The sequence below is a fragment of the Paenibacillus sp. J31R98 genome (genome assembly GCF_056269245.1).
In genome coordinates, this window is the sequence record NZ_JBWDNO010000001.1 from 1161067 (window position 1) to 1180079 (window position 19013).

A 19013-nucleotide genomic window follows, 5' to 3' on the forward strand; every position below is an offset into this window, starting at 1 on the left:
AATGCTGCGCTGAGAGTGCAAATTCAGCACTCTCAGATAAGAAAGCCTAACCGCCTCCTCCAAAGGGGCGGTTTTTTGCTGAGTAATAAACGGTTTCTATTTGTTTTGTATATATTTTCAAGTAACTCAAGATGGTATCATTTCATTTAGGCGAAATGTTCCGAAGGGTGACGGGGAGGTTGCATTGCGACAGAAGGAGCACGAATATCAAAAAAAACGCCACCTCGTAGGTGGCGATCTCGATTTTAGGCACTATTTAAGCAGGGGATCTGTTTCCAATCCCTTACAATATTAGTATATCCCAGAGAAAAACATAAGTCTATATTTTAACTAAAAAATCCTTTATGTTAGATATCTCGACGAATCGCAAGGCGAGGCAATAACCTCAGAAGGAGTGTATGTAGTGAAACCTGAACGAAGTTTATCCATCTTTTGGCTGTTTCGTTATCTAGTCCCCGTCAAGGGGCGAATCGTTATTCTCTTAGTGATGCTACTGACCTCCACTGCGCTTCAACTAATCAATCCGCAAATCATACAGCGTTTCATCGACACGGCGTCCGCCAAAGGAACGATTGTCGGTCTGCTCAGTCTCGCCGGCCTGTTTCTGGTCGTAGCCGTTACTAACCAGCTGCTCACGGTAGCCGTAAGTTATATGGGTAACGACGTAGCCTGGCGAGCCACCAATCGGCTGCGGGCTGATCTGCTTAAACACTGTCTGCGGCTCGATATGCGGTTTCACAATCTGAAGACACCTGGTGAAATGATTGAACGCGTTGACGGCGACGTGACCAATATGTCGAACTTCTTCGCTTTGTTTATCGTCCAGATCATCGGCAGCTTTGTTCTCCTTGCAGGCATTCTCGGGTATATGTTTGTTACGAATTGGCCGATTGCAATCACGATGACCATCTTCACTTGTATTTCCATAGGGGTTATGGTGTATATCCGCGACCTCGGAGTGACCGCAACGCAAGCTGAACGTCAAGCTAGAGCATCGCTGCTCGGTCTTATCGAAGAACGGATTGCCGGAATTGAAGACGTGCAGGCGAACGGAGGCGTACCGTATGTTATGAGCCGCTTCCACATTGCCATGCGCAGCGTATTCCTAACAGGGCGCAAAGCTTGGATGCTTCGCGTAGTCCCTTGGAATGCTACAGTCGTCTTATTCGCACTCGCCGTCACGGTCGTGCTGATCATTGGCGTTAATATGTATCTCAAAGGTCGACTCACCTTAGGAGAGCTATATCTTGTCTATCAATATACGCAAATGCTGAACGATCCGATTGAACAACTCGGTAACCAAGTGCAAGAATTTCAGAAAGCCAAATCGGGCATGCGCCGATCCCGTGAAATCCTTTCTTTGCGAAGCGAGATTCGTGAAGGAACGGAGGAAATGCTTCCTGACGGAGCTCTTGCTGTTGCCTTTAACCAGGTGAACTTCAGCTATAACAAGGACAATCGCGTCCTTCAAGATATCAACTTCTCCTTGAGACCGGGGGAACGGCTCGGCATCGTAGGACGTACAGGCAGCGGGAAGACCAGCATTAGCCGTCTACTGCTTCGTTTATATAACACGGATAGCGGAGTTATTACTATAGGAGGCACGGATATTCAATCTTTGCGGTTGGAAGCGCTCTATAAACGGGTTGGTATGGTCACGCAGGATGTGCAATTGTTTGACGGGACGCTCAGGGACAATTTGACGTTATTCGATAGCAAAGTGTCGGATCAAGAGATTATGGAAACCACCGAAAGACTCGAATTGCGAAAGTGGATCGATAAGCTGCCCCACGGATTGGATACGCATCTGTCGGCTGGCGGAACTTCGTTATCTGCGGGTGAAGCTCAGTTGTTCGCTCTAACGAGGGTTTTCTTGACGAAGCCTAGTCTTGTCATTCTCGATGAACCTTCATCCAAGCTCGACGCTGCGACGGAAGCTGCATTGCAAGCCGCAGTTGATCAGTTAATGGAACATTGCACAGGCATCGTTATTGCACATCGTTTGTCCACGTTGAAGAAAGTAGATAAGATCATGGTGCTTGGTAATGGACGAATTCTCGAGTTTGGTGAGCGAGAAGTGCTCGCGCAAGACCCGTCCTCCCACTTCGCTATGCTATTACAAACGGATCGTCAGGAGGAATTGGCATGAAGGTAGGTCAATTTACAGGGCAGCTGCTGCGATTTCGATTATCGTTGTATGTAGTAAACGCACTGCTTTGGATGTTATTTCACTCCATACCATTGCTATTCGGCATAGGCATGCAATGGTTCTTCGACAGTGTCACGGGCGAGTCTCATCATTTTGCTTGGATCGCGGCACCGCTTCTAATTGTTGCACTTATTCGATTTACGAGGGTCGGCGTGTTTTTCGTCGCATTTTATAAATGGATCACTTATTCGTATCATTTGCAAGCTATCTTACGTACGAACATGTTGACTGGCATCATGCAGTGGCCTGGTCGTAATCTTCCCGCCTCTTCGGGGGAAGCGATGACCCGGTTCCGCGATGATATTGATGAAGCCGTCGAATATGTGGAATCCTGGGTTGATTTCTGGGGGAAGTTAGCATACGCAATCATTTCCATCGTCATTATGGCCCGAATTAATTGGACGATCACCGTCGTTGCTATTGTTCCATTATTAATCGTCACGCTTCTGAACAACTTATCCAGGGGCCGGGCAAGAAAATACAGTCAGCTAAACCGCGAAGCGACCGGGCGAATTACCAGTTTTATAGCCGAAACGTTCGGCAGCGTTCAAGCCGTGAAGCTGGGGCGGGCAGAAGAGAATGTCTTAGATCGATTCTTAACGCTCAACGAATCGCGTAGACGAGCGGCACTCAGGGATAACTTATTCATGCAATGGATGCGGTCGCTGAATCAGCATGTGTTAAACATCAGTGTCGGCATCATTCTATTGATGTGTGCGGCGCAGATGCAGGCTGGCCGATTTACCGTCGGAGACTTTGCTCTCTTTACGATGTATGTGGGTTCCTTTGCTTCCAGTATTTCCTTATTTGGTTATATGGTATTTCAGCATATGCGCTTGAAAGTGGCGGTTGACCGGATGCGGAAGCTGTTCCGTCCAGGGGCGCAAGATGACATTGTGGCGCATAATGACATTCACTTGTACGATTCACCGCCTGATGTTCCCGTATTTCATAAGAGCGCGGAGGAGCGGCTGAAAAGCCTGGATGTGCAGAATCTCTCCTATACTTATTCGAACTCCAATAACGGGATTAATGATGTCAGCTTCCGCTTGGAACGCGGTACTTTCCTCGTCATTACCGGGAGAGTCGGTTCGGGCAAATCAACGTTAGTCCGGACGCTTCTAGGCCTTCTCCCCAAACAGGACGGGACGATCGCGTGGAACGGCAAGACGGTTGAGCATCCGGCTTCCTTCCTGATTCCGCCGAGAGCAGCATACACGCCGCAGGTGCCGCGCCTATTCAGCGATCCGCTTCGCGAGAATATTACCCAAGGCAGCGGAGCATCCTCGGATTCAATTAATAATGCGGTACACATGGCGGTCATGGAACAGGATGTTCAAGACCTCGAGAAGGGTCTAGAGACGATGGTTGGACCGCGTGGTGTCATGTTATCCGGTGGACAAATTCAACGTGCTGCGACCGCCAGAATGATGCTGACGGAATCGGACTTGTTCATCTTTGACGATCTATCTAGTGCACTGGATGTAGAAACGGAGAAGCTGTTGTGGGAGCGTCTGTTTAACAAACAGGACGTTACCTGTATCGCTGTATCTCACCGCAGAGAGGCGCTGGCCCGGGCTGATCATATTATCGTGATGAAGAACGGACGCATCGAAGCGGAAGGATCGCTGCACGAGCTGCTGACCTTCAGCAGTGAGATGCAGCTGTTATGGGAGGGGGAAGAAAGGGCAGCTGAGGAAGACGTGGAGCAGTTGGCGTAAAGGGAAATTCTGGATTTTCTAGTTTCGTCACCAAGAACATTACAAACCGTAGCAAAACTACAACAGGCTGCCATTCGGCAGCCTGTTTAGTTTAATGGGAGATTCGTTCAAACTCACAAGAAATATCGCTATAAGCTGCGATAGAAAGAGAGAACTAATTGAGCGGAGCGAAAAAATAATAATATCTGATTGTCAGCCTAACATAGTATAGGGGAATTCCATAATCTCTAATTTGAGGGAGGTGTAACTATGATTAAGAAGCAGCTCAAGCGTTTCGTTGATTATGCACACCGCTTTTTTATGCTGCTATATAAGATGCGACAAGGGGGAAAGCGTCTTCTCTATACAGGTATTATTCTAGCGGTCGTGTGGTACGGATTCATCTATTTAACCGATTCACCACCTACAAACTCCTCTTCAGCACTCATTATGGTTTGGGCGTCTGGGCTCATGATGGCATTCGCTTTCTTCCCAAATTTTATAACGATCATTAAGAGATTCAAATTCAAAGATGTTGAGATCGAGTTTGATGATTCAGTCAACAGGTCCTATTATGAGAAATTACTTCAATTCGATAAGGCGAATCAAATCAGTGGAACGAAAGAGGGATTCGATACGTTGACAAGGCTTGTTGCTCAATATAAAAGTGGTCATCACAAATCCATGCTGCTTATAGTGGAAGTGATTAACGATTATCATATTTCGATAACGTTCCTGTTCATTTACATGTATTATCTAACGAAAAAAGGACCCGTTACCGTGGTTTTTGTTAGTGGTGCAGCCCGTATATCAGAGGATGCCATTCTTGCCGTAATTTCTGGTGAGAAGCTCTACTCCAGGATCAGAGACATATGGAATCATCTCCATATTAAAGATATCAAAGACCAGTATATCAACTCTACAGATACCTATGGGAATCAATATTACGAACTTCTTCAAGGGGTAGGAGATTTTAACCTTACGATAAAGATGCTGCAAGGCGAGTTTGCCGACATGAACTCTTATTCCGTTGTCAAAGAGATAGATGGCAATCTAGATAATAATCAATTATACGATTCCTTTCTAAGTAATGAGGAATTTATCGTCGTGACAAAGCATGGAACCCTGGTCGGCGTTATGGCCGCTAGCGATCTGGCAGTCAACATTACCAAGAATATGCTTATAGAATGGAGAAGAAACCGGACCTAGTGTCCGGTTTCTTCTTCGACATGGCCCTATGACAACTGCAAATACTACTTTCGGATAATATCTTTTGTTTCGGGTTCATGTTATTCTCTACTCGCACAAAATTGGTTGATACTGGAAAAAAATTCACTCCCGTATTGCCGCTGCTTTGGTAACGACTGGCCGTTAATCCGAGGGAGGTGAGACGATGGCGGACGTATTCCAATTGATCGCGAAAATGTTCGGGAACGTACTGACAGAAGAAAAATACCCATTGCCTGTCAAACTTCACGGAATGGAACACACCATAAGCGATCTGGGCAAGCTGTCCGTGGATTGGACGGGCGGCGGCATCGAAGAATGGCTGGACCGATTAAAACAGCTGATCAGCGATACTCAGCTGCGTGAAACGTTGTTCATCCGTGCTCTTCACATTTATTTGCCGCGTGTAGCTGAGGCGCTGACAATGGTTGGCGTTGTGAGCATTGATTATGCAGACAATGGTGCAGTAAATGGATTCGGGTTGGATTGGGATAAGCTGACTCAGCTGTTGAAACATCCTGATGCTGTACTCGCGAATCCAACCTGGTGGTTTACCAAAATCGAAAAGCTTGATGACTTGAAGTTTCTGCAATCGTTATTATCCTTGCTGTTGTTCGCCCCAGAACAATTGGTCCAGAAGGAATACGCGAACGAAGGGTTCCTCGCCTTGCCATTGCCAGGCGAGCCAGGCGCGTCACTGCAAGATCTGATCCGTCTGATCAACTCGCCACTGAGCATCGGACTGCCAGCGGAAATCCCACTGACTCTTGAGGAGTTCATTCAGTTGGCGAATAAGCCTGGCGAGATCGGAGCTATCAGCCTGATCGGTCCCGATCTGCTTGGCCAAACGACCGGACGATTAGAAGGCCTTGGCATTGAACTGTTCTTGAAGAATGCTCAAGAGATAACTAACAAAAGGGTTGAACTTAGTAACGGCTGGCGTCTTCAGCTTGGAACGCCAGACGATGGTCCGAAGACATACCGCATCACGCTAAAGGGCAATAACGAAATCGATGCATCGCGGAACTCGGAGGGCTTATTCGAGGTCACGCTTATAAAAGAACCGCCCGCAGGAAGCGAGTCCATCATCTTCGGACCGGAGGACGGCGCGCATCTCGAGCTGAAGTCTGCCGAAATTGGCTTGCGGCTTCGCGATGAATCGCCATTGTTTGAAGTGTACTTACGCTTGAAACGAATCGGACTCGTATTGACGGTTGAATTTCTGAAGCAGCTAGGTGGCGCCATCGGTCTGCCTGATGCCATCCGTCTCGAAGGGGACATGGAGCTTTCTTATATTCAAGGGAAAGGCATACAGCTCGAGCAATCCTCCGAAGGCGCGCTCGGAGTTCAGTTCATCGTTCCAGCGCATTTGCAGTTCGTCGGAGGTCCTATCCAGATCAAGGTGGATCAAGTAAGGGCGAGAGTGGAGCTACTGCCGAAAGATGGTAGTTTCTTCTTACGAGTGCAATTGCAATATGCGGCGAATGCGCAATTCGGTCCGGTCGCGATAGACATGGACGGTGCGGGGATGGCATTCGGACGTCCCGAGGTGGGCAACGCGTATGTCCCTTTGCCACCTGAAGGCCTTGGCGTTCGTATCGATGCCGGACCGATCACAGGCGGCGGATTCTTGAAGCGATTGGGCGATAACGAATATGGCGGCGCGATGCAAGTGTCCTTAATGGGTACTGGGGTGTCTGCCTTCGGCATCTACAAGTCGTCGGAAGGCGGCGATCCCGAATTCGTCGGGCTGCTTGGCATTCGATTCCCATTCCCTGGCATTCAGCTCAGCTGGGGCTTTGCGCTTGGTGGGGTTGGCGGATTGGTTGCCTTCAATCGCCGAGCCGACACAGATTTGCTGCGTGACCGGCTCAGCAGCGGAGCAAGCGGAAACGTGCTGTTCTGCGAGGATCCGGTGAAGCAAGCTCCAGGTTTGCTGAACGATTTGCAATCTTTTTTTCCTGAGAAGCAAGGTGCGTTCGTTATCGGTCCGACGTTCCAAATCAATTGGTTGCAGCAATTGCTGCGACTCGATCTCGGCCTGTTCATCGAGTTGCCTGGACCTTCGAACGTCATTATCGTCGGCAGCGCGAAGATGACGGTCGGAGCTGATGAGAACTTGGCGCTGCTCTATATTCGCCTCGACTTTATAGGTGGCATCGACGTGGCCAAGCAGCTCGTGTATTTCCGCGCGGGACTTGTCAATTCGCATCTGATGCACATCGTCAACATCGTCGGTGAGGCAGCGTTTATGCTCAATTATGGGCCTGGCGGATATTTTCTGCTTAGTGCAGGTGGATTTCATCCTTCGTTTAACCCTGGGGCGATGGAGCTGCCGAAGCTGGCAAGGGTAGGAGCATCGCTATCGATTGATGCAGTGGCCAGCGCTTGGTTCAAGCTTGCGATGTATGTCGCCATTACGCCTGGGACGCTGCAGCTCGGCGCTCGTGTTGAAGCCGCACTCGAGCTGGGACCGATCAGTGCGCATGGCTGGTTTGCCTTTGACAGCCTCATAAGGTTCAGCCCATTCCATTTCGATGCGCGTATCGACGCTGGATTCGACGTCGAGGTAGAAGGCTGTTCGCTCTTCGGCGTAAGAATAGAAGGCGCAATGAGCGGTCCGGGTCCCATCGTCGTACAGGCGAGCGCGACGGTTTCGCTGCTATTCTTCGACATATCTGGGGACGTAACGCTACGGTTTGGATCAGATGCGGACAATCAAGTCAAAGCAATATCAAGCGTTATCGCGCACATTGGTCCAGAGCTGAATATCGCGGCTAATCTCCGCGCGGAGAACGAGGACCGAAGTGTCATACTGAATTCGATTCCGAATGCTTCAGGACGATTGCGAATTTCGCCTGCAGGATCACTAATATGGGAGCAGAAGCGCGTTCCGATCGGGATCCCGATTGAACGGCTGGAAGGCGTAGATCTTGATAAGCCGCACTTGCTTGAGCTCACTTGCCAATTCACGAACATGCCTGAGGAGAAAGACTGGTTCAGCGTCGGAACGTATGCGAAGCTGAACGACTCGGAGGCGCTTAATAACGCCCGTTTCAGCGAGCAGAAGTCTGGATTACGAGTCAATGGAAAATTGAAAGACGTAGTAAGTACCCCCTACGACGTCATAATCGATCTTTGGAAGCTGCCGAAGCGCTTACCTCTAACAGGAGAGTTCATGAGAGCCTATATGAATGAAGGCTTAATGGCGGTCCAGCAAGGGAGAAGCCGTTACGTGGCTGCAACGCCGGGGAAGCCGATGGTTTCAACGGCTGGAGAAGTATGGGCGGCTCATGGACCGCAAGGGGAAGTCTCGAAGGATCGCAATGCTGTGCAAGCGTTCTTATCTGCCCGAGCCATTGGTGGCGTCGCCGTATGCGCAACCGATTCGCTGGTCGATTTGAAGGAGGTATTTGAATAATGGCGGTCGGCGGTCAATTGCAGTTTGCCAATAATAGACGCTCCGAATTGTTCGATGACGCGCAAATCAAGGACGGAAGGCTTGTTAACACGCTTAAGTTGAAACTCACTGACACAACAACGAGTGAGACGGCGGATGGCGAGGTGCCTTTTGAGTTCTATTCCGCGGCAGATGTTGCCGGACTGAAACCGGAGGCGATCGTACACCTGGCGCCGCCTCCGTGGTCCGGTAATGCCGAGACGACGAAGCTCGTACATGTCGACTTCGCCGAACAGGATTTGCCTTGGCGATACACGCCTCATTTGAACAGTAATCAGCTGTGCCCGTGGTTAGCTTTACTGGTCGGCGAATCCGAGAAATTGGTCATTGATGGCGGCTTGGTGACGAAATTCGAGCACGAAGTCCTTAAGGCGCATGACCTTAACCACTCCTACCGATGGGCGCATGTGCAGGACGGCTTCTCTCGCTTGCTATCACCCAACCTACCGAGTCTGCCGCTCACCGAATATACGGCGGTTCTCGTGCCGACCTTTCAAGCTGATGGTTCTAAGATGTGGTCTGATGACGGGATCGTAGCGAGTGGAACGTTGCGCGCGTACCACAGCTGGCGTTTCCGCACTGGCGAAGCCGGTGATTTCGAGACGCTAGCCGCTGCGCTTCACATGAAGGCGGCGGGCAATGTCGGCAAAGCCGAGCTTCGCTACGCGAGAGAGGCAACAGGCTTCGATGATACGTTCGACATTCGCGGCGCGATTGCTTCCCTGCAAGAGATCGAGGATCAGACGGAGAGAGTACAGTCGGCACGCAATGATCTTAGTTTATTGAGCAGTACAGAGCTGTTGGATGTTAGCGAGCCGAGGCGCCAAATTATGGGGCTTCCGTTCTACGCACAGCCTTGGCTGCCTAATCCAGATCATGCGCTTTGGGGCACAACGCTAAAGGACGATCCACGCTATCGCGGCATCGCGGGTTTGGGGGCTAAGCTTGGCAAAGACGCGCAAAATGAATTGTTGGATGCAGCAGTCAAGCAATCCGGTGCGCTTAACGACGCAGCACAGCGAATTCGATATTTGGCATTCGGCTTGTCAGCAGCGCAAAGCTTGTGGCGGCGCAGGCTGCCGGACGACGGCCGGCAACGGCTTGCCATCTTCGGACCGGCGATGGGCCGCATGCTTGCGAAAGACGGCGGAACGGTGCTGAACCGCGTTACATCCGGCAGCCTGCTATCGCCGGCGTTGTTCTCCAGCGCGGCGGCAAGGAAACTGCGTGGCGGAACTGCAAGAACCCGCCATGCTGCTTCGGAGATGAACAGAGCCGATGCGCTCGACGCGGCGAATCGTGCGCCGCAGGCATCGGACAAATCGCCAGCAGGACTGCCGCACATCGATTGGGTCGCACAAGCGATTGGAATTGCACCACCGGAGAAGAAGCTCGGCGTTAAAGACATGTCGCCAGATGTGCTAGCATCCGTGCGCGAGGTGGCACACAAATTCGCGATGTTGCGCAATACGCCCAGTATGCGCAAAGACCTGCTTACCGCCTTGAACGAACGCGGAATCGGCTGCGACAACCGAATTGAAGGCAAGCTGGAAGAACTGGCAAGCAGAGGCATGACCGTTCTGGAGGCGGAAGCGATCATTGAAGCGGTTCGTATTAGCTGTTTCGCGAAGGGAGGGTTCGTTGGCGAGATTCGAAGCGATTTTCTCGTTGAAAGCACACCTTCTGCTGCGCCAGAACGATTGAAGCCAATTGATCTCGGTAAGCTGGCAGCAGCTGTCAGCGGCGCAATCGAACCAACGGCGGAGCGTCCGCCGGCCTGGCGGCGGGTTGCTGCAACAATCGAGGGCTTGGACTTGTCAAGCCTTGCACCGCCAGAGCTGCCACTCGGCTTGGACTTTCCGGTATGGCAGCTGCTGAACCGTTATGAACAATCGTGGCTGCTGCCTGGCTTAGCCCAAATGGAGCACGATTCCATCGTCGCCCTCCAGACGAATCCTGCGTTTATCGACGCGTTCATGGTGGGTATCAATTCGCAATTGTTAAGCGAATTACGATGGCGCGGCTTGCCGGTTACACGCAGCTTCACGCCGCTGCGCATGTTCTGGGGCTATGTGAATTATGAGAGCCGTAAGCGTGAAGCCGATATTGAACCCATAGCCGAATGGGCGAAGAATACCTCTTCCGATATCGGAGATTTGTCTCATCAAACCATCAAGCCAGGCGATACCGAGGGCAAGCAGGATTTGATTATCGCCTTTCGGACGGACTTGTTCCGCAGGTATCCATCGACGCTAGTTTATCTCGTGAAAAAACCACAAAATGGCGATGTTGATGCATTGCTGTTACAGCCACCTGAACTTAATCATAGTGCGGATGACCGCAATGATCGAAATTTTCTCGGACCGATCTTCATGGCGGAGCTCGCTCCTGATCTACATTGCTTCATGTTTGACCTTAAACCGACCAAGCTTGATGAATATTGGCTCGTACTCGACGAACCTCCTTCTGAGCTACGTTTCCTCGCCGAGACGAATGGCTCAGTGGGCTGCAACGGGAATGAAGCGGACGCTGCTGAATTCGCTCGATGCCATATCGACAAACCGACCCGTGTCGCCATCGACGGCGCATACCTTGAGAAGATGGGGGAATCTGAGTGATTACATTTGGCATGCGTGACGCTCGCGTCGAGCGGGTCGCACTGGCGATCGGCGCTTTGGAAGCACGACCTGTGCCGCTGGAAGAAGAGCCAACGCTTTGGCTCGCTCGATTGAAGGAGGAACGGGATCGGCTTTCTGTTTCCGATTGGCGCGTAAGTGATCGTACTTACACACTTGTGGCGGAAATCTGGTTATGGCAGAATGCGCACAATATTCGAAGAACGATTGAACAAGATCCAGTTCACCTGGCGCTCGGCGACTTACCTTGGCTCACAGCTGACGTAGCTGCCCGTATCGAAGACTTGGCGCACGGTACCGGTACGACTCCAGCGGATTTCATCAATCGCGTGCGCACAGCAGTGAGCAGCGACGAAGAAATCCTCGCGGAGTTGACGACAATCGGACACCGGCAGTGGCTTGAAAGAGCAGAGCAGGGAGATGCTGCCTATCCGTATGACGAAGTAGCCGTGCTAATGCCGCTTCGTCTCGAGACATTGTTCGAGCCTCAAGAATTTGATTCTACGGAAGACGCAGTGGATACACTGCGGTTGCGTGTCATCCCCGATGAAGCTTCCATTTGCCGTGATCGTCCGAAGCCGACGGAAACGGAGCTAGCGTTTTTACGTGATTTTTGGAACGAAGCATACAAGGCCCAGCCCGATAGAGCAGCTCCAGTTGACGAATGGCTATCATCTGACAATGGCGAGCTGCGCGTAGCGTGGGAGCGGTTCTGCACCAGGGTGGGGGTTCGGCGAGCCGCTTGGCTGGCTTCCGCTTTACCGTTCCAAGTTTCTGATGGGAATATCGTCGTCCAAGCAGAAACCGAGCCGGAAGATAAGGGCATCCGCAATCGGATCGGAGGCATTCCCCGTAAACTGGACGTCTGGGCGATCAAAGCGGCAGATTCTAATGACTTCGTGGGAACCGTGCGCCATCACATCGGTACATTGCAGCCTGAGAATGAAGAAGCAGAGCGTAAACGCGAGGAAGCATTGAACGATGTTACTTTGCCTGAGAACGACACCGACATGCGAAGCGCGTGGTGGGCGAATTGGGACAAAGCAAAGCGATTCGGACTTGCTGGAGAATGGCCATTGCCCGCTGGCTTGAACCGCAATTCTATCAAGGCGCTCTATGTGGTCGGCGTTATGGATGAATCGGAAGCGTCGGATCCCGGAGCGCATTTCCGAGCGCAAGCTGACGCGGGCGAGATGGGGCTAATGCGTCTCGGCGCGCCAACAAACAGCGTGCAAGACGCACCTGCCGCTGATCTTGCGGAAGATGCATGGACTTGGCTCGATATCGCGAGCAAGCGTCTAAAGCAAGCAAGCGGTCAGAGTTCGTCCGATGACGCGATGGCTAATGTTAGCCGGGCGTTGACAGGCGATGCGAACACGGTTCCTGCCGTGCCTGGCGGAAACGACGATATTGAGGAGAGCCAGCGGCTCGTAACCGCGTTATGGCCGGCGCTCTGGGGTCACCATTCGCGTGATCTATGGGGACTCGGCGCTGAAGCGTACACACTTGGACAATGGTCGGTAGATTACTTGTATCCTGAAGGGCCACTGCATCCGATTCGTATCGCATCTCAGCCATACGGACTGCTGCCCGTAACGGCACTTTCGAAATGGGAGAACGAGACGGGCGATACATTCGCGAAGCTGGAATCTGCGATGGCGGTTCAATTAACGGCATTGCGACGCAAGATGGCTCGTTTAGCAAAGATACAGGGCAATACCGTCGTTGGCGGCGATACGAAGAAGCTGATGGAACTGATGGGTCATGACGCATTATCCGCCAATTACGGTTACCGTTATTTTTTATCGGCGGACTTGCTCGCTTACGCTTACGGTAAGAACGTTGACGATTTCAACAAACAAGTAAAACCTGTTTATAAGCCCGCGGCTGAACGTATGGGACGCGATCCGCTGAGGTACTACATCGCGTTTGGACAGCCGGTGCCGTTGGAGTTGTCGCTGATCTCGTTCACCCGTGCTCCTCTGCCTATTCAAGAGCTAATTGAAAAACTGGTTAACTGGGCAAACGAAGACTTGGACGTCTACCATGAAGTAATGGAAGACATCGTACCCGATAGCCTGCTCGTGCGGCTAATGGTCCATGCCTTGATGCTGTCGCAGGCTTGGTACAGCCAATTGGCAAGCGGTGATAGTAGACCGCTGCTGGAGCAGAAAACTTGGACCGACGCCAACCGGTATCGCTCGCTCGCCCACGAAGCGAGGAAGTTGTTTAAAGCGCAATACGCACAGGGAAGAGGCTCTGTCGATGCGACGAAGCTCGTCAAGCGACAATTCGATGAGCTGACCAAGCTCGCCAAAGCTTTGGACGAGAACGGCCTCGAAACCGACGATCCTTACGGAAATAAGGGGCGGATATGGAAATCAAACCTCTTGGAGCCAAGAGTCGATCAACTAGATCGAGCTCTTCGTGCCACGATTGACACAGCAACGTTCCGAATCGATCCATGGATGACCGGTATCGCATGGCGCAGACTTAAGCGGCATAGCGATAGCCCGCACAAGCTGTTCCGCATCGGCGCTTACGGTTGGCTCGACGGGCCGTTCGCCGGAAAACGCGGGCCGACGGATGCAGGCCGTTTGCACGCGCCGTCTCAACCGCTCGCGATGACCAGCATCGTGCTCAGAGACAAATATTTGTCTTCCAAACGGGAGGGAGCTGTCTCCGGTGAACGCAACGTATGGGAGATGAACCTCGATTCTCAACTCGTGCGCACCGCGATAGAACTGGCAGATGAGGTCCGTTTAGGCTGTCATCTATATGAAGCGATTGGCAGAAGAGTTGAAGCGATCTTCTCATTCGAAGACGTGCGGGAATTGCGAGAATGGTTTCCGATGCGGGGCGATCAGACCCATCCGAATGAAGTGTGCAACGGAATGGTCGCGCTGGATCGACTGCTCGCGCTTGACGATCCGTTTAATTTGCAGGATAAGCGCGGGCCGCTCGAACTGCTCTCACGGTCGATCGACGCCTACGGTGATTTGCTCGTGACTGATGCCGTTCATCAAGTGGTTTCCGGCCGACCGGAAGGCGCGGCAGATGCAATGGACGCAGCTGCGGGACTTGGTCGCCCGCCGACATTCGACTCGGTGCGCACACCGCCTTCAGGGTATCAAATACAGACGAGCGTCTTCTCTGCGCTAAGATGGATTGAACCACCGCCCGAAGGAGCAGCTGCACACCCATGCCGGATCGCAGAGCCATCGTTACTTGGCTATCTCGACAGCGCGTTTATGGTGCGTGATGGCTTTGTCTGGCGTGTTACCGGTATTGGAGCAATATTGGAAGACGGCGTACTCAAAGAACGGGAAATTACCGGAAGCTTGTCTCTATCCGATATCGGGATGCCGATCGGAGAAGCGGCGTTGCTAGGAGAAGAGACACTGGCTAGTATCTTCGCCGCCAAGCTTGGCATCGAACGATTGAGCGCCGCCGAAGCGCCAGCAAGCTACAGGGCCGCGAGGCAAATGCTTGGCGCGCTTGGTACGCAGCTGGCACGTGCGCGTGCAGCCGCTGCCAATGAGACGTTCGCTGCTTCCGAGTCGAAACGAATTGACGACGGTCTGCGCGACGATTTAGGTATACGGCTTGGACGATTGAGACTTGCATGCACGCAAATGATCGATGCACTGAGCGCAACCGCAGATGAGGTGTCGAGGAAAGCCGCGTTAATTCTGGTGCTGCAATGGGGCGTCATTCCGACGAGTGAGACTGGTGAGCGCCGCGCGCTCTTCGAAGCGCTGTTCGCCGATAAGCAGCCAGCGGACGAAGGCTTGCTCGCAAGACTCGTCTCGGCGGCGCGTGTTGTCCTGCAAAATCGTCTGGACTCTGCGCCGACAGACACAGCCGAAATACCCGATCTTAATGACCTTGCTCATTCAATCTCTGCACTAGCGACACCGGATGCGAAGCTGCCGCTATTGGCTCGTTGGATAACGGCAGATTTTCATGCGATATCCGGATTAAAAGGAGAATCGGAAGCCACACTCGATACCACTTGGCTCTCCACCGTTGCGGCTGTTCGCGCGCCGCTCGCACGGTTGGAAGCGATGCAGCTGCAAGCTGGACTGAAGGGCACGCATCCGCCTATGAGCGCCCGAAGCAACGCCACAAGCGACGATCCTTGGCAAACGATCGTGATTCAACAAACCGCAAGCAATCGGGAATCCGCTAAGCCGACGAGACTGGCAATGCCTCGTTTCATCGCGGCGTACGCTTCGGAAGGGGCATGGGCCGGCGAGCATATGGCTGTAGGGCTTATCGACCTGTTCAGCGAGAACGTGCCGATGCCGCAGCGAGCAACGAACGTCGCGTTCGGGTTTAATGCGCCCGCCGCCCGCCCGCCGCAGGCGATTCTGCTTGCAGTACCGCCGAAGCCGCGGATGCGTCTCGAAGGCGAAATGCTGCTTGATATCGTCGCCGAGACGCGTGAGCAGGCGCACGCTCGAGCGGCGCGGCCAGACATCCCCCTGACGCTCGAGCAGGAGGAGGCGTTTCCTGAGGAAGCGTTCGATGACCTCAATCTACTGTCCACACTCTGGTTTCAGTCATCGGGACCGGACAGGATGAGATTCGACAAGAGCAGCCAATATTGGAGGTGAGCCTAAGCGGATGACAACTTATTACGATCGATATGCCAGATTGGAGCCTTATGCCGGCAACCGAGATTTGCAGAGTGGTTTCGAAGCGGCTGTGCATGATCCGACGTGGTTTCTGGCCCGCCAATGGCAAATGGGCGAGCATCAGGGTGAGAACGCGTCGACACCTATCCTGCTTGAATATGAAGCTGAAGCCAGACAGATTCGTACGCAGGCGGGCGAGCCGGAAGTTGATCTGACCGTCGTTCCCGCTGAGACGGTGGTCGAGTCAGAGCTTGACGACTGGTGGACGATGGGGCGGCGTATTCGTGCAGGCGGGCTCGTCGCTGCGAAGCTTGGCGCCGGCAACGAATCATTGCGATTCTTCCGCCCGCCACCGCCTTATGATGCATTTCATGGCGATTATGACGGCTTGGCCGTGTGGAGAAAACGGCAAACGCTCGGACTGGAAGACACCGACTTCGGCGATGTGCTGCCACCAGCAGATAGCCCGCTCAGTTGGGACGCTTCGACGCTCTGCTATGAGAGAACGTTCTCCTCAGCCTCGCGCCAGCTGGAGGTGAAACGTCACTTTGGCGGTCCGATGGATTGGTTTTCCGTCGATGGTCCAGATCCGAACGAGTCCCCAGGCGAAATGCCCTTGCCAGACAGTGGATGGCATAAGACTGTCTATCCGGCTCCGCTTGCTTACCCGGGAGCGCCAAATAACAGGTGGTGGCAAATTGAGAATGCCCGAACGGATATCGGTGGTTATCCACCAGACCCTGCTCATTTTCCAACCATGCTGCTAGTCGACCTCATCTATTCGCATAGTGACGATTGGTTCTTGTTTCCTCTAACTGCAAAAGCGGGCAATACGGTTTCATTGAAGAGTATCAACGTTTACGATGCGTTCGACAACCACTACAGCAGTGACGACCCGCAGCATATTGGATTAAGACCGCCAAGGGATTGGAGCTTGTTCAAATGTAATGGCTTGGACAACGAATTGGTTCTCTGGCATGTCGCCGAGCTTCCACTCGAGAGCGATCCGATCGAGCGGGTGCAATTCGGCATCGACGAGCAATTAAACCTGCTCTGGGCGGTCGAGCGTATTATCGACGGACGCTCGGTTGAGATGAGGGAGCGCGAAGAGCCTGCAGCTCCGCCGTTCTTAGCTCAAGGGAACAAACCGTCCGGCGACAGCCGAGAAGCCGATCATTATCAATATGTGCCAGGCGAGGGCATCTCGCGGAACTGGCATCCCTATTCGCTGCCAGAAGCAGGCGAACGCCGATTCATACAGCGTGGTCTGGCGGATCTGTCGCGCCGAAGCCCCGAACCAATGCCGCGCCCAGAAGCTGAACTATTGCTCGCTGGCGTTCCGGGCGCGCGCGAATTACACGAAATTGAAGCTTCTGCGATACCTGTGAACGGCATTGAAATCGAGCGCAGATGGCAGTTGGCACGGGACATGAACGGGAATCCGGTCTTATGGATACAGCGCCGCCGCATGCCGCTAAGCAATCCGCCAGCTCGCTCACTGATCTATGACAAACTTGTAAAGTCGTAAAGTCTCATATTCAACATTTGTGTGCAATTCATTTGAGGAGGATCAGGGATGGGTGCAAAAGTTTATTTTTTCAGAGAGTCGCAATATGTCCGTTATGATTTAGATGAAGACAGGGTTGATGATGGCTACCCCCTTGCAATAGCAGATTTCTGGTCGGGCATGCAAGCGGCGGGGTTTGGCGCAAACATAGACGCAGCGGTAAGCTTAGAGAATGGAAAGGTTTATTTCTTCAGGGGAAGTCAGTATGTTCGTTATGATATAGCTGAGGATCGAGTAGATGATGATTACCCGCTTACAATCGCCTCACAATGGCCGGGCATGCAAGCAGCTGGTTTCGATAGAGATTTAGATGCTGCAGTGAATGGCGGGAACGGAATGATCTACTTTTTTAAAGGGGATCAATATGTTCGCTTTAACTTTAACGAGAATCGAGTAGACGACGGTTACCCGTTGTCAATCGCTTCACAATGGCCAGGCATGCAAGAGCATGGGTTCGATCGAAACTTGGATGCAGCATTCAATGTGAAAAACGGGATAATCTACTTCTTCAAAGTCGATCAGTATGTTCGCTTCGATCTCAATGCTAATCATGTAGATGAAGGTTATCCACTCTCGATCTCCGCGCAATGGCATAGAATGCAAGAGCTTGGATTTGCATCTGGTTTGAATGCGGCTTTTGCTCCTAGTCCCCAGAAACTCACATTCGGACCGTTCAGCGAATTTGTCGCATCCAACAAGCTTGATCCCGAAATCGCTGATCTTCTTCGTGCTTTAGGCGAATATCCAGCAGATAGCTGGGCCAAGCAAATTGCTGACTTTACACATCATGAATTGTTCCAGGGCAATCTGCTCGGTATCTTTAGTGCCGTGAACGCGGATAAGGCGAAAGCAGTCTCACCGCCGAATTATCATGATGCGATTGATAATGAAGTTACTACTTTGAATAATGGCACACATAATGCGGCTACATTTTGCGGTATCGGAGGTCCTGGAGCATATAAAGGCGTCACGCTCGTCGCGGATAAATTCGTGCAGGGCGGCATTCATCCAGGCGCGGGACGTCAATTCTTCGCGCAGTTGATTACGCACGAGCTCACACATTTCCGCAATCGCGATTTTTTCAATGCCCTCGATTCTAGCGGCGTCGGCGCCAATCCGTCATTCTATACCGATATTGCAAAAGCTAACGCTCATGCGGACACACAGAGTATTCTGTCGGTTATCATGGGTGAGCTTAACTGCAACCATGTCGCTTGGCGCGTTCAGCAGGATCTGCTGCACAAGAGCACAGGAGCTCCAATTCCTGCGAACCCCAATCTGAAGAGCTTCTTCCGCTACGCGCTTGCACTCGACGGCAGCGGATGGGGTGATAACGGCTACTTAGCCGACCTCAAAGCCGCGAATCTCTATAACAAGCAAATTGCCGAGTGGTTGTTGATCATCGGCGGCGATAAGTCTCTATACCATGATGACCCTGGAAAGAATCAATCTGTTCGGCAATTCTTCAAGGATGTGCATGCGGCGGTCCAGCCTACCTATGATAAGCCGATTGAACTCGCTGACGGCGGAGTATAAGTGTGGTGTTTTTAATAAACTTAAATGATGGAGGGTTC

The 19013-nt window shown here is 52.2% G+C and carries 8 protein-coding genes; all 8 read left to right on the forward strand.

The window, feature by feature from the left end; all coding sequences use genetic code 11:
- Window positions 1–403: 403 nt before the first annotated feature.
- The 8 genes from AC0YNX_RS05295 (at window position 404) to AC0YNX_RS05330 (ending at window position 18975) form a co-directional block, all read left to right on the forward strand.
- Window positions 404–2149, forward strand: coding sequence for an ABC transporter ATP-binding protein (locus AC0YNX_RS05295; RefSeq protein ID WP_475814581.1), 1746 nt, complete (start codon window positions 404–406; stop codon window positions 2147–2149).
- Window positions 2146–3930: an ABC transporter ATP-binding protein gene (locus AC0YNX_RS05300; RefSeq protein ID WP_475814582.1), complete on the forward strand. Its 1785-nt coding sequence runs from the start codon at window positions 2146–2148 to the stop codon at window positions 3928–3930. The genes AC0YNX_RS05295 and AC0YNX_RS05300 overlap by 4 nt, the downstream gene beginning before the upstream one ends.
- Before the next feature lie 249 nt (window positions 3931–4179).
- Window positions 4180–5118, forward strand: a complete 939-nt coding sequence (locus AC0YNX_RS05305) for a hypothetical protein (protein WP_475814583.1) — start codon at window positions 4180–4182, stop codon at window positions 5116–5118.
- Between the two features lie 184 nt (window positions 5119–5302).
- Complete coding sequence (locus AC0YNX_RS05310; protein ID WP_475814584.1) at window positions 5303–8557, forward strand: DUF6603 domain-containing protein; 3255 nt, start codon at window positions 5303–5305, stop codon at window positions 8555–8557.
- The gene (locus AC0YNX_RS05315) at window positions 8557–11214 is read left to right on the forward strand and encodes a hypothetical protein (protein WP_475814585.1); all 2658 of its coding nucleotides are present in this window, start codon (window positions 8557–8559) and stop codon (window positions 11212–11214) included. Before AC0YNX_RS05310 ends, AC0YNX_RS05315 begins: the two co-directional genes overlap by 1 nt.
- A complete protein-coding gene (locus AC0YNX_RS05320; protein ID WP_475814586.1) occupies window positions 11211–15851 on the forward strand; it encodes a hypothetical protein in 4641 nt (1546 codons plus the stop codon). The genes AC0YNX_RS05315 and AC0YNX_RS05320 overlap by 4 nt, the downstream gene beginning before the upstream one ends.
- A 10-nt stretch (window positions 15852–15861) precedes the next feature.
- Window positions 15862–17400 carry a hypothetical protein gene (locus AC0YNX_RS05325; RefSeq protein WP_475814587.1) on the forward strand — a complete coding sequence of 513 codons (1539 nt, stop codon included), beginning with the start codon at window positions 15862–15864 and terminating at the stop codon, window positions 17398–17400.
- A gap of 48 nt (window positions 17401–17448) precedes the next feature.
- Window positions 17449–18975 (forward strand): hemopexin repeat-containing protein, encoded by a 1527-nt coding sequence (locus AC0YNX_RS05330; protein WP_475814588.1) that lies wholly within the window; start codon window positions 17449–17451, stop codon window positions 18973–18975.
- Window positions 18976–19013: the final 38 nt, after the last annotated feature.

Coding starts and splice junctions, on each gene's coding strand:
- AC0YNX_RS05300 (WP_475814582.1), top strand. CDS start 2,146: ATGAAGGTAGGTCAATTTACAGGGCAGCTGCTGCGATTTCGATTATCG.
- AC0YNX_RS05305 (WP_475814583.1), top strand. CDS start 4,180: ATGATTAAGAAGCAGCTCAAGCGTTTCGTTGATTATGCACACCGCTTT.
- AC0YNX_RS05310 (WP_475814584.1), top strand. CDS start 5,303: ATGGCGGACGTATTCCAATTGATCGCGAAAATGTTCGGGAACGTACTG.
- AC0YNX_RS05315 (WP_475814585.1), top strand. CDS start 8,557: ATGGCGGTCGGCGGTCAATTGCAGTTTGCCAATAATAGACGCTCCGAA.
- AC0YNX_RS05325 (WP_475814587.1), top strand. CDS start 15,862: ATGACAACTTATTACGATCGATATGCCAGATTGGAGCCTTATGCCGGC.
- AC0YNX_RS05330 (WP_475814588.1), top strand. CDS start 17,449: ATGGGTGCAAAAGTTTATTTTTTCAGAGAGTCGCAATATGTCCGTTAT.